An 11,735-nucleotide genomic window follows, 5' to 3' on the forward strand; every position below is an offset into this window, starting at 1 on the left:
GGCGTGGCGCGCCGTTGCCAGCGCGCCACTGCCACTTCATCACGCCGCTTCGAAGTCCACCAGCACCGCACCGTCACCCACCTGGTCGCCGGCCTTGGCGCGGTAGCCCTTCACCGTGCCGTCTGCCGGCGCCTGCAGGGTGTGCTCCATCTTCATTGCTTCCAGCACCACCAGCGGCGTGCCGCGCTTGACCTCGGTACCGGCCGCGACCAATGTCGCGACGATCTTGCCCGGCATCGGTGCCAGCAGGCTGCCCGCGTCGGCCACGGCGTGGTCCGATTCGCCCACCGGGTCGTGCAGGGTGAAACGGTGCTGGCCATCGGCACCGAACAGATACAGCTGGTCGCCTTCGCGCAGCAGCTGCAGCTGCCAGCGGCGGCCGTCCAGCTGCACTGACAGGCTGCTGCCCTTGGCACTGCCGAGCACCGTGGCCGGTGCAGCAGCATCGCACTGCACGCGCCAGCCATCGGCCTGCACCCATACCTGCAGCGTGTGCTTGCGTTCGCCCTGCTGCAGCGGCAGCACGCGCGGTGCCGATGCGCCAAGGCGCCAGCCATCCTGTGCCTGCCACGGCGAATGCGGATCGCGCGCGTCGGTGCTGGCGCCGCCCGTGCTTGCAACCGCAGCCACCGCAGCCAGCTGCCACAGGGCATCATCTGTGTCGCCCACTGCATTCAACGCGACCTGCTCGCGCTCGATCAGCGCGGTATCCAGCTTGGCGTGCGCGAACGAATCGGTGTTCACCAGCCGGCGCAGGAAGCCGGCATTGGTGGTCACGCCCACCACCTGGCAGTCGGCCAGGGCCTGACTCATGCGGCGCAGTGCGGCGTCGCGGTCCACGTCCCAGACGATCAGCTTGGCAATCATCGGATCGTAGTACGGCGTGATGCTGTCGCCTTCTTCGACGCCGGTATCCACGCGCACATGGGCCGACGGCGTCGGCAGGCGCAGGCGGCGCAGGGTGCCGGTGGAGGGCAGGAAGCCCCGATCGGCATCTTCGGCATACAGGCGTGCTTCGATGGCGTGGCCGTGGATCGCCAGCTGTTCCTGGCGCAGCGGCAGCGGCTGGCCCGAGGCCACGCGCAGCTGCCACTCCACCAGGTCGGTGCCGGTGATGTACTCGGTCACCGGGTGCTCGACCTGCAGGCGGGTGTTCATTTCCATGAAGTAGAAATCGCCGTCCGGGCCGGCGATGAACTCCACCGTGCCGGCACCGACGTAGCCCACCGCGCGCGCGGCATCGACTGCCGCCTTGCCCATTGCAGCACGACGTTCTGCGCTCATGCCCGGCGCCGGCGCTTCTTCCAGCACCTTCTGGTGGCGGCGCTGCACCGAGCAGTCGCGCTCGAACAGGTACACCGCCTCACCGTGGCTGTCGCCGAACACCTGGATCTCGATGTGGCGCGGGCGCTCGACATACTTCTCGACCAGCACGTGGTCGTTGCCGAACGCCGAGGCCGCTTCGCGCTGGCAGCTGGCCAGCGCATCGACGAAGTCCTCGCTGCGTTCGACCTTGCGCATGCCCTTGCCACCGCCGCCGGCGCTGGCCTTGATCAGCACCGGGTAGCCGATGCCGTCGGCCTGCGCGCGCAGGAAGTCCGGCGCCTGCTGGTCGCCGTGGTAGCCCGGGGTCAGCGGTACACCGGCCTCGGCCATCAGCGCCTTGGCCGCGCTCTTGTCGCCCATCGCGCGGATGGCGCTGGCCGGCGGGCCGATGAAGGTGATGCCGGCCGCCGCGCAGGCATCGGCGAAGTCGGCATTCTCGGACAGGAAGCCGTAGCCGGGGTGGATCGCCTGCGCGCCGGTCAGGCGTGCGGCGTCGAGCAGGGCATCGCTGCGCAGGTAGCTCTCACGCGCGGCGGCCGGGCCGATGTGGATGGCTTCGTCGGCCAGGCGCACGTGGCGCGCGTTGCGGTCGGCATCGGAATACACCGCCACGGTGGCGATGCCGAGGCGGCGGCAGGTGGCGATGACGCGGCAGGCGATCTCGCCGCGGTTGGCGATCAGGACTTTGGTGAACATGGCAACAGGCTCGGTCATGGCACGGGTTACATGCGGAACACGCCGAAGCGCGTCTGCTGCGGGGCGGCGTTGAGGCTGGCCGACAGCGCCAGGGCCAGCACCCGGCGGGTGTCGGCCGGATCGATCACGCCGTCATCCCACAGGCGCGCGCTGGCGTAGTACGGATGGCCCTGCTGCTCGAACTGCTCGCGGATCGGCGCCTTGAACGCATCCTCTTCCGCTGCCGGCCACTGGCCGCCCTTGGCTTCGATGCCATCGCGCTTGACCGTGGCCAGCACGCTGGCGGCCTGCTCGCCGCCCATCACGCCGATGCGTGCGTTCGGCCACATCCACAGGAAGTTCGGCGAGTACGCACGGCCGCACATGCCGTAGTTGCCGGCACCGAACGAGCCACCGATGACCACGGTGAACTTCGGCACCTTGGCGCAGGCCACCGCCATCACCAGCTTGGCCCCGTCCTTGGCGATGCCGCCCTGTTCGTACTTGCGGCCGACCATGAAGCCGGTGATGTTCTGCAGGAACACCAGCGGGATGCTGCGCTGGGTGCACAGTTCGATGAAGTGCGCGCCCTTCAGTGCCGACTCGGAGAACAGGATGCCGTTGTTGGCGATGATGCCGATCGGGTAGCCGTTCAGATGGGCGAAGCCGGTCACCAGCGTTGCGCCGTAGCGCGGCTTGAATTCATCGAAACGCGAGCCATCGACCAGCCGCGCGATGACCTCGCGCACGTCGTAGGGCTTGCGCGTGTCGGCCGGGATCACGCCATACAGGTCGTGTGCGGGCAGCAGTGGCTCTTCGCTGGCCTGCATCGCCATCGCCGGTTCCGGCTTGCGCCAGTTCAGCTGCGCGATGATCGCGCGCACCCGTGCCAACGCCTGCAGATCGTTGTCGGCCATGTGGTCGGCCACGCCGGAAATGCGCGTGTGCACATCGGCGCCGCCGAGTTCCTCGGCCGTCACCACTTCACCGGTGGCCGCCTTCACCAGCGGCGGGCCACCGAGGAAGATCGTGCCCTGCTCGCGCACGATCACGGTCTCGTCGCTCATCGCCGGCACATAGGCGCCACCGGCGGTGCAGCTGCCCATCACGCAGGCGATCTGCGGAATGCCCTGCGCCGACAGGTTGGCCTGGTTGTAGAAGATGCGGCCGAAATGGTCGCGGTCGGGGAAGACTTCGTCCTGCAGCGGCAGGAACGCGCCACCGGAATCGACCAGGTAGATGCACGGCAGGTGGTTCTGCTCGGCGATCTCCTGCGCGCGCAGGTGCTTCTTCACCGTCATCGGGTAGTAGGTGCCGCCCTTGACCGTGGCGTCGTTGGCCACGATCACGCATTCCACCCCGCTCACGCGGCCGATGCCGGCCACCACCCCGGCGGCGGGCACGGCGTCTTCATACATGCCATGCGCGGCCAGCGGCGCGATTTCCAGGAAGGCGCTGCCCGGGTCGAGCAGGGCGTCGATGCGGTCGCGCACCAGCAGCTTGCCGCGTGCGGTGTGCTTGGCACGCGCGGCCTCGCTGCCGCCCAGTGCGGTGCGGGCGAGGGTGGCATGCAGGTCATCGACCACGGCCTGCATGGCCGTGCGGTTGCTTTCAAACGTTTCGCTGCCCGGTTGCAGCTGGCTGTTCAGGACGGTCATCGCGTTGGCCTTACAGGGTGCGCTGGAACAATTCGCGGCCGATCAGCATGCGGCGGATCTCCGAAGTGCCGGCGCCGATTTCATACAGCTTGGCGTCGCGCCACAAACGGCCGGTCGGGTATTCGTTGATGTAGCCGTTGCCGCCCAGGATCTGGATCGCCTGGCCGGTCAGCCAGGTGGCCTTCTCGGCGGCGTACAGGATCGCACCGGCGGCGTCCTGGCGGGTGGTGCGGCCCTGGTCGCAGGTGCGCGCCACGGCATACACATAGGCGCGGCACGCGCCCAGGCCCACGTACATGTCGGCGATCTTGGCCTGGATCAGCTGGAAGCTGCCGATCGGTTCGCCGAACTGGTGGCGCTCGTGCACATAGGGCATGACCACGTCCATGGCCGCGGCCATCAGGCCCAGCGGGCCACCGGACAGCACCACGCGCTCGTAATCCAGGCCGGACATCAACACGCGCACGCCACCACCGACCTGGCCCAGCACGTTTTCTTCGGGAATCTCGCAGTCCTGGAACACCAGCTCGCAGGTGGGCGAAGAGCGCATGCCCAGCTTGTCCAGCTTCTGCGCGGTGGAGAAGCCCTTCATGCCCTTCTCGACCAGGAACGCGGTGATGCCCTTGGCACCGGCCTCCATGTCGGTCTTGGCATAGACCACCAGCACGTCGGCGTCCGGGCCATTGGTGATCCACATCTTGTTGCCGTTGAGCACGTAGCGGTCGCCGCGCTTGTCGGCGCGCAGCTTCATCGACACCACGTCCGAACCGGCACCCGGCTCGCTCATCGCCAGCGCGCCGACCAGGCTGCCGTTGCACAGGCCGGGCAGGAAGCGCTGCTTCTGTTCTTCGTTGCCGTTCTTGCGCAGCTGGTTCACGCACAGGTTGGAGTGTGCGCCATAGGACAGGGCGATGCCGCCGGAGGCACGCGAGATCTCTTCCATCGCCACCACGTGGGCCAGGTAGCCCATGCCGGTACCACCGTATTCTTCTTCCACGGTGAGGCCGAGCAGGCCCTGCTCGCCCAGCTTCGGCCACAGGGCCAGCGGGAACTGGTTGCTGGCATCGGCCTCGGCGGCCAGCGGCGCGACCTCGGCGGCGGCAAAATGGGCCACGCTCTGGCGCAGCAGGTCGATGTCTTCGCCAAGATCGAAGTTCAGGGATGGCACGTGCATTGTGGTGGCTCCACGGCGGGATGGCAGGAAATGGACGCACCCGGCGGGGGAGCGGGCGGCGGTCTGCAGGACCGCGACCCGCACGGGCGATGGGCCCAGCGTAGCGGGGTTCGGGTAAGAAGTGAATACGAATTCAAAAATTGAAACTAGAATCAGAACATGGCCTATAAACGCTCTGCATTGATGGAAGAACGCCTGGCGGGCGCCCGTGAACGGATCCTGCTGGCCACCCGCGAGCTGGTCGCCACCGGCGGCTGGCGCAACGCCCCGGTGACCGCCGTGGCAACCCAGGCGGGGGTATCCACCGGCCTGATCTATCGCCATTTCCCGTCCAAGGCCGAGCTGTTCGTGGAGGTGCTCAACGCCGCGGTGGCCCACGAGGTCGCGATCATGGAACGCATCGCCAGCGGCCCGGAGGTGGCCAGCGAGCGCCTGCGGCTGGCGATCACCGCCTTCGTCCGCCGCGCCCTGGCCGGGCCGGGGCTGGCGCACGCCTTCATCGTCGAACCGGTCGATCCGGACGTGGAAGCTGAGCGCATGCGCGGCCGTCGTGCCTTTGGTGATGTCTTCCTGCGCCTGGTGGAAGAGGGCGTGGCCGCCGGTGAGCTGCCGGCGCAGGACGCGCACGCCACGGCCGCGTGCCTGGTCGGCGCCTTCACCGAAGCAATGGTCGGCCCGACCGCGCCCAGCCGCGAAGCGCACCGCGACGAAGGCGCGCTGGTGGATGCGATCTGCAGCTTCTGCCTGCGCGCGATCGGCGCCCGGGTTTTGTAGAGTCGAGCCATGCTCGACTGCTTTTGCCGGCCGCTGGCCGGCTTCTGTTGCCGGGGTCGGATCCCTTTTGCGTCGCAAAAGGGATCCGACCCCATCCCCCGGCATGCTGCGCCGCACCAGCAGTGACGCCTGTTGTCGCACGCAAAGCGCGTTCTATACTCGGTCCATCACGCAGTCGCTCAGCCGTGGTCCAACGACTATCAGCCAGGGGTAACGAAGAGTGCGGAATTACGATCTGGAGTTCCTGAAACGCTTCTCCATGGTGATCGCGCTGCTGGCGACCATCACCCTCGGCCTCATCCTCCTAGCTGCCTACATCCACACCCGGATTCCGCCCGAGGTGTCGCCGACCGCGGCCAAGCGCACCGAACAGCGCATCTCGCCCACCGGCGCGGTCTATGCCGGCAGCACCGGCGCCGCCGCGCAGGCTGCGGCCAAGGCCGCCGCGCTGGCCAAGGCCGCCTCGCAGGTGGCCTACGGCGGCACCAAGGACGGCAAGGTCATCTTCGACAACCTGTGCACCGCCTGCCACACCACCGGTGTGGGCATGGCGCCGACGCTGGACCATTCGCACTGGGACAAGCGCATCGCGCAGGGCAAGGACACCCTCTACAAGCACGCCATCGAGGGCTATACCGGCCCGGATGGCGGCATCATGCCGCCCAAGGGTGGCAACCCGGCCCTGACCGAGGAACAGATCCACGCCACCGTGGACTGGATGCTGGGCAACCTGAAGTAACCGGTAGTGCCGGCCGCTGGCCGGCAACCACGCATGGCACGAAGGTCATGAGGTTGCCGGCCAGCGGCCGGCACGACCCAGGCTTTGCCCACCAAGGTCAAAACCCTGTCCGCAGGCGGGGTTTCGCATTTCAGGGTTAGTCTGTGCGCCCTCTTCCAAGGAATCGCCCGTCGATGCGCCGCCGCTCCCTCGCTCTTGCCCTGTCCCTGCTGCTGCCGGCCGGCGCCTTTGCCCAGGCCCAGCCGCAGGCCGCACCGGTCGCGTCGCCCTCCGCTGCGCGCAGCAGCGCCACCGTGGTGCTGACCGCCGCGCCGGCCGACTGGCGTGCGCTGGATGGCCAGCGCGTGCGCATCGCCGCACCGCTCACCCTGGCCGGTACCGATGGCCTGGAACGCTTCGGCCAGCTCACCGTGGCCTTCGATGGCCGCCTCTGGCAGCCCACCGAAGTGGCCGCGCCGGGTACTGCCGGCTACGAGCAGGTGATGGCCGACAACCAGCGCCGCCGCCTGCTGCTGGACGACGGCAGCGAAGCCCGCGACCCGGCCAGCGTGGCCTACCTGCCGGCCAACCCGGTGCTGCGCACCGGCATGCAGCTGCGCAATGTGGAAGGCGTGGTGCACGTGGACGCGCAGGGCCGTCCGCGCCTGCAGGTCGAAGGTGTGCTGAAGCTGCCGGAACTGAAGCGCCCCGCGGTACCGACGGTGCCGGGCAGCCTGCATGTCGCTGCCTTCAACCTGGAGAACTTCTTCAATGGTGATGGCCAGGGCGGCGGTTTCCCGACACTGCGCGGCGCACGCACGCTGGACGAGCACAAGGCGCAGGTGGCCAAGCTGGTGACCACGGTCAACGCGCTGGGTGCCGACGTCGCCGCGCTGATGGAGCTGGAGAACGACGGCTACGGTCCGCAGTCGGCCATCGCCGAACTGGTCGACGCGCTCAACCGCGATCGCGGCGCGCAGGGCGACTGGCGCTTCGTCGACGCCGGCAATGGCCCCGGCGACAACCCGATCCGGGTCGGCATCATCTACCGCAGCACGCGCCTGCAGCCGGTGGGCACGCCGGCCACGCTGACCGGCGGCCCGTTCGTCGAGCACAGCCGCGTGCCGCTGGCGCAGGCTTTCCAGGGCAAGCACGGTGCACCGTTCGTGGTGGTCGCCAACCATTTCAAGTCGAAGGGCTGCCGCGACGCGGCCGGTGCCGACGCCGACCACAACGACAACCAGGGCTGCTGGAACGCCACCCGGGTGACCTCGGCGCAGCAGCTGCACGCCTGGCTGCAGACCGATCCGACCGGTACCGGTGCCAAGGACGCGGTGCTGTTGGGTGACTTCAACGCCTACGCGATGGAAGACCCGATCCGCACCCTGCATGAGCTGGGCTGGCAGGACGCGTTCAAGGTCGCCAAGGTCGAGCATCCCTACAGCTACGTCTATAACGGCTATACCGGCCGCCTCGACCACGCGCTGCTGAACCCGGGCATGGCCAAGCGCCTGCGTGGCGCCGCCGAATGGCACAGCAACGCCGACGAGCAGGACGCCAGCGGCTACCAGGGCCGCAACGTGCAGGGCCCGTGGCGCAGCTCCGACCACGATCCGCTGCTGCTGGGTTTCGACAGATAACGCCCAGCGCCGGGGTCGGATCCCATTCCAACGGAATGGGATCCGACCCCCACGCGTTCATGGCCCGGTGATGTATCGGGCTCAGAGCCCATTCCGTTGGAATGGGATCCGACCCCGAGGCCGCGCTCACCCCCAGGCGATCAATCCGATCGCCAGCACCGCCAGTGCAAGGCCGACGCGGTTCCACTTCGTGGTGGCCTCGCCGAAGGCGAACACGCCCACCAGCGCGCCCAGCACCACCACGCCGATGTTCATGCCGGCGAACACGGTGGCCGGGCTGTCCGGCATGGACTGATGCGCGTGCACATAGAAAAGAATGTTGCCGCCGTTGAGCAGGCCCAGCAGCGCGCCCGCACCGAGGTTGCGCCAGGCCAACCGGCTGCGGCCACTGGCGTGCCGCCACAGCTGCAGTGCCAGCATCAGCACGAAGGCCACGCTGAAGCTGGCCAGCACCGCCGCCATCGACGGCGTGCCGGACAGCGCCACCTGCTTGAGCAGCACGTCGACCACCGCGAACCCGGCCCATACGCCCAGCAGCCAGCCCCAGCCGCCGGGTGAGGACGCCACGGCCGGGCCGCGCGGGCGCAGGCTGATCGCCACCATCGCCAGCAGGCCCAGGCCGAGACCGGCCAGCTTCCACGGCGTCGCAGTCTGGCCGAAGAACAGGAACGCGGCGGCCAATGACAGCAGCAGCGACAAGCGCTGTGCCACGTCGCTGCGGACGATGCCAGCCACCGCCACCGCGCGGCCCAGCACCAGGAAGATCGACGGCAGAACCACCGCCAGTGCCAGCAGCGACAGCCACGGCGCATGCGGCGCGCGCAGCGCATCCAGCGGCGGCTGCAGCACCACGGCGGTGAGCGTTGCCGCCACCAGATAGTTCCAGGTGACCATCTGCGAAACATCCAGCTGGCGGCGTCCGGCCACCTTCAACAACACCGAAACCAGCACGCTGCAGATCACGGCCAAGGACAGGTAGAGCATGGGGCGGGCACAGGGCAGGGGCGGGGGACGGTATCATGGTGCCATGCACAAGCCTTCGTTCCCCGTCGCCCCCGGCGAAACCGCCTGCCTCGAACTGGCCGGCCCGGCCGGCCCGCTGGAAGTCGTCGTCGACCTGCCCAAGGCCGATGTGCCGGCGCAGCCGATCGTGGCCATCATCTGCCATCCGCTGTCCACCGAAGGCGGCACCCTGCACAACAAGGTGGTCACCATGACCGCCACCACCCTGCGCGAGCTGGGCATCGCCACGGTGCGCTTCAACTTCCGCAGCGTCGGCGGTTCGGCGGGCGAGTTCGACCACGGCGTGGGCGAGCAGGACGACCTGAAAGCCGTCGCCGCCTGGGTGCAGAGCCAGCGCCCCGACGACCGCCTGTGGCTGGCCGGATTCAGCTTCGGCGCGTTCGTTTCATTGAAGGCCGCTGCCGCGCTGCAGCCGGAAGCGCTGATCTCGATCGCACCGCCGGCCGGCCGCTGGGATTTCGATGGCATCGCGCCGCCGGCCCGCTGGCTGGTGATCCAGGGCGAGCAGGATGAGATCGTCGATCCGCAGGCCGTCTACCAGTGGCTGGACACGCTGGACGTCCCGCATGAGCTGGTGCGCATGCCCGAGACCAGCCATTTCTTCCACCGCAAGCTGATCGACCTGCGCGGCGCGCTGACCCACGGCGTCAAGCACTGGCTGGGCGCGGCGGCATGAGTGCAACCGAGTTGACCCCGTCGCAGCGGTACGCGGAAGGGGTTGCCCGTGGCGACTGGCAGAACGACCCGGCCCAGCACGCGGCGCTGGCCGAGCTGGACCGCATCCACCTGGGCCTGCTGGACAGTGCCGAGGACGGTTGGCTGGACCGTCTGTCCTCGTTCTGGAAGAAGCCCGAGCCGGTCAAGGGCCTGTATTTCTGGGGCGGCGTCGGCCGTGGCAAGACCTTCCTGGTCGACCTGTTCTACGACGGCCTGCCGATCAAGCAGAAGTACCGCACGCATTTCCACCGCTTCATGCGCAGCGTCCACGAGCGCCTGCGCGAGCACCAGGGGCAGAGCGATCCGCTGGCGAAGATTGCCCAGGAATGGCGCAGCAACCTGCGCGTGCTGGTGCTGGATGAATTCTTCGTCACCGACATCGGCGATGCGATGCTGCTGGCACGGCTGCTGGAGCGCCTGTTCGCCGAGGGCGTGACCCTGGTCACCACCTCCAACACGGCGGTGGAGAACCTGTACCTCAATGGCCTGCAGCGTGAGAGCTTCCTGCCGGCCATCGGTCTGCTGCAGCGCTTCTGCGTCGAGCTGTACGCCGAGGGCACCGAGGACTACCGGATGCGCGCGCTGACCCGCTCGCCGGTGTACCGCGCGCCGTTGGCCGCCGACAGTGATGAGTGGCTGGCCACGCGCTGGAACGAACTGAGCGGCGGCCAGCCGGCCAAGCCCGGCAACATCGAGATCGAAGGCCGCAAGATCCCAGTGCGCGGCCGTGGCAAGAGCATCGCCTGGTTCGATTTCGCCGCGTTGTGCGAGGGCCCGCGTGGCCCGTCGGACTACATCGAGATCGCGCACGAGTTCAACACCGTGCTGCTGGGCGGCATTCCCGCCTTCGATCGTTTGAACGAAGATGCCGCGCGCCGCTTCGTCAACCTGATCGACGAACTGTACGACCGCCACGTCAACCTGGTCTGCACCGCCAGCACCTCGCCGATCGAGCTGTACACCGGCCAGCGCCTGCAGGGCGCGTTCGAGCGCACCGCCTCGCGCCTGATCGAGATGCAGAGCGCCGAATACCTGGGTACCCCGCACCGGGCGTGAGGGATTTCGCGGGAGTGCGTTGCCGGCCAGCGGCCGGCACTACCATGCCAGGGTTCCAGTAGTGCCGGCCGCTGGCCGGCATCCGCCGCGCGGTTACCGGGTCGGCGCCACCGCATTCCCGCGCGGCCGCTCATCCGGCCCGGCCGACACATGCAGCCCCGAGCCGTTGCCGTGCTCCACCCGTACGCTTTCGCCGCGCTCCAGCAGCCGCAGCGGCTGTCCCTGGTAGCGCACTTCCAGCGCGTCGTGGGCCGCTGCCAGCGACTGCACCAGCGGGCACAGTGCCATCGCCTTGGCTTCCAGCTGCTGGCTGCGCGCTTCCATGCGGCGGTCGACCTCTGCGTCCAGGCGGTCGGCACGGCGTTCCATGGCGCCGGCGCGGCCGGTGAACACCTGCCACAGCACGCTGCGGGTCATTGACGCCGCCATCGTCTCGGCCATCTGGTCGATGTGCGCGTCGAAGCCGTCGCCGAACGTCTCCTGCTCCCAGTAGCCTCGGCCCAGGCTGGCGTCGATCCAGGTCTGCATCTCGCCGCGCATCACACGCATCTGGCGGTTGCGGGACTTGCCGGTGATGGCTTCGAAGGCGGCGTCCAGCGCATCGAAGGTGACCCCGGAGACTTCATGGGCCAGTGCGGTGACCGCTGGCATCAGTTGGCGGGCACCGGCTTCCATCTGCCGCAGGCGGGCGGCGTCGGCGGCGCTGACCGTGACCATCCTGCCGTCCAGGCTCAGCTCGCCGTCGTGGAACACCACCTCATGCGGCGCCTGCGGGCCATGCCGCAGCCAGATGCCGCCGCTGTCCACCAGCACGTCGTAGTCGGTATGGATGCCGCACTGGTCCGAACGCAGTTCCGGCCCCTCGGCGGCCAACGCCGGGGCGGCGGACAGCGTAGCCAGCAGGGCCAGCGCGGGCAGTCGCACGTGCATCGGAATCTCCTTCTCCGGAACCGGATGGCCAGCATCTGCTGCCA

General features: G+C 68.7%; 10 protein-coding genes. 5 read left to right on the plus strand and 5 right to left on the minus strand.

Features of this window, described 5'->3' with window-relative positions:
- Positions 1 to 39: 39 nt before the first annotated feature.
- From D5301_RS20630 to D5301_RS20640, 3 genes are read right to left on the minus strand one after another with little or no spacing between them, the layout of a single operon-like run.
- Positions 40 to 2,022, minus strand: a complete 1,983-nt coding sequence (locus D5301_RS20630) for an acetyl/propionyl/methylcrotonyl-CoA carboxylase subunit alpha (protein WP_153856731.1) — start codon at positions 2,020 to 2,022, stop codon at positions 40 to 42.
- A 26-nt stretch (positions 2,023 to 2,048) separates the two neighbouring features.
- Positions 2,049 to 3,659, minus strand: coding sequence for a carboxyl transferase domain-containing protein (locus D5301_RS20635; protein WP_153856732.1), 1,611 nt, complete (start codon positions 3,657 to 3,659; stop codon positions 2,049 to 2,051).
- 10 nt (positions 3,660 to 3,669) lie between these two features.
- Complete coding sequence (locus D5301_RS20640; RefSeq protein ID WP_153856733.1) at positions 3,670 to 4,833, minus strand: isovaleryl-CoA dehydrogenase; 1,164 nt, start codon at positions 4,831 to 4,833, stop codon at positions 3,670 to 3,672.
- 159 nt (positions 4,834 to 4,992) lie between these two features.
- On the opposite strand from D5301_RS20640, the gene D5301_RS20645 reads away from it, so the two are divergent.
- The 3 genes from D5301_RS20645 (at position 4,993) to D5301_RS20655 (ending at position 7,965) form a co-directional block, all read left to right on the plus strand.
- Entirely contained in the window at positions 4,993 to 5,607 is a 615-nt protein-coding gene (locus D5301_RS20645) for a TetR/AcrR family transcriptional regulator (RefSeq protein WP_110710741.1), read from the plus strand.
- A 220-nt stretch (positions 5,608 to 5,827) separates the two neighbouring features.
- Positions 5,828 to 6,346: a c-type cytochrome gene (locus D5301_RS20650; RefSeq protein ID WP_005407662.1), complete on the plus strand. Its 519-nt coding sequence runs from the start codon at positions 5,828 to 5,830 to the stop codon at positions 6,344 to 6,346.
- Between the two features lie 173 nt (positions 6,347 to 6,519).
- Complete coding sequence (locus D5301_RS20655; protein WP_153856734.1) at positions 6,520 to 7,965, plus strand: ExeM/NucH family extracellular endonuclease; 1,446 nt, start codon at positions 6,520 to 6,522, stop codon at positions 7,963 to 7,965.
- Positions 7,966 to 8,091: 126 nt separating this feature from the next.
- On the opposite strand, the gene D5301_RS20660 is transcribed toward D5301_RS20655, so the two are convergent.
- Positions 8,092 to 8,949 carry an EamA family transporter gene (locus D5301_RS20660; RefSeq protein WP_153856735.1) on the minus strand — a complete coding sequence of 286 codons (858 nt, stop codon included), beginning with the start codon at positions 8,947 to 8,949 and terminating at the stop codon, positions 8,092 to 8,094.
- Positions 8,950 to 8,992: 43 nt separating this feature from the next.
- Between D5301_RS20660 and D5301_RS20665 the strand changes: the two genes are divergently transcribed.
- Together D5301_RS20665 and zapE are read left to right on the plus strand one after the other, a co-directional pair.
- Complete coding sequence (locus D5301_RS20665) at positions 8,993 to 9,664, plus strand: CocE/NonD family hydrolase (RefSeq protein WP_153856736.1); 672 nt, start codon at positions 8,993 to 8,995, stop codon at positions 9,662 to 9,664.
- The gene (zapE, locus tag D5301_RS20670) at positions 9,661 to 10,761 is read left to right on the plus strand and encodes a cell division protein ZapE (protein WP_059034176.1); all 1,101 of its coding nucleotides are present in this window, start codon (positions 9,661 to 9,663) and stop codon (positions 10,759 to 10,761) included. The genes D5301_RS20665 and zapE overlap by 4 nt, the downstream gene beginning before the upstream one ends.
- A gap of 93 nt (positions 10,762 to 10,854) precedes the next feature.
- Here the strand turns inward: zapE and D5301_RS20675 are convergent, their stop codons facing one another.
- Positions 10,855 to 11,691 carry a DUF2884 family protein gene (locus D5301_RS20675; RefSeq protein ID WP_153856737.1) on the minus strand — a complete coding sequence of 279 codons (837 nt, stop codon included), beginning with the start codon at positions 11,689 to 11,691 and terminating at the stop codon, positions 10,855 to 10,857.
- Positions 11,692 to 11,735: the final 44 nt, after the last annotated feature.

The sequence above is a fragment of the Stenotrophomonas sp. MH181796 genome (genome assembly GCF_009659995.1).
Taxonomy (GTDB): domain Bacteria; phylum Pseudomonadota; class Gammaproteobacteria; order Xanthomonadales; family Xanthomonadaceae; genus Stenotrophomonas; species Stenotrophomonas riyadhensis.

Excerpts from the sequence above, each read along its gene's own strand:
- D5301_RS20630 (WP_153856731.1), bottom strand. The coding sequence starts at position 2,022 with ATGTTCACCAAAGTCCTGATCGCCAACCGCGGCGAGATCGCCTGCCGC.
- D5301_RS20635 (WP_153856732.1), bottom strand. The coding sequence starts at position 3,659 with ATGACCGTCCTGAACAGCCAGCTGCAACCGGGCAGCGAAACGTTTGAA.
- D5301_RS20640 (WP_153856733.1), bottom strand. The coding sequence starts at position 4,833 with ATGCACGTGCCATCCCTGAACTTCGATCTTGGCGAAGACATCGACCTG.
- D5301_RS20645 (WP_110710741.1), top strand. The coding sequence starts at position 4,993 with ATGGCCTATAAACGCTCTGCATTGATGGAAGAACGCCTGGCGGGCGCC.
- D5301_RS20655 (WP_153856734.1), top strand. The coding sequence starts at position 6,520 with ATGCGCCGCCGCTCCCTCGCTCTTGCCCTGTCCCTGCTGCTGCCGGCC.
- D5301_RS20660 (WP_153856735.1), bottom strand. The coding sequence starts at position 8,949 with ATGCTCTACCTGTCCTTGGCCGTGATCTGCAGCGTGCTGGTTTCGGTG.
- D5301_RS20665 (WP_153856736.1), top strand. The coding sequence starts at position 8,993 with ATGCACAAGCCTTCGTTCCCCGTCGCCCCCGGCGAAACCGCCTGCCTC.
- zapE (WP_059034176.1), top strand. The coding sequence starts at position 9,661 with ATGAGTGCAACCGAGTTGACCCCGTCGCAGCGGTACGCGGAAGGGGTT.
- D5301_RS20675 (WP_153856737.1), bottom strand. The coding sequence starts at position 11,691 with ATGCACGTGCGACTGCCCGCGCTGGCCCTGCTGGCTACGCTGTCCGCC.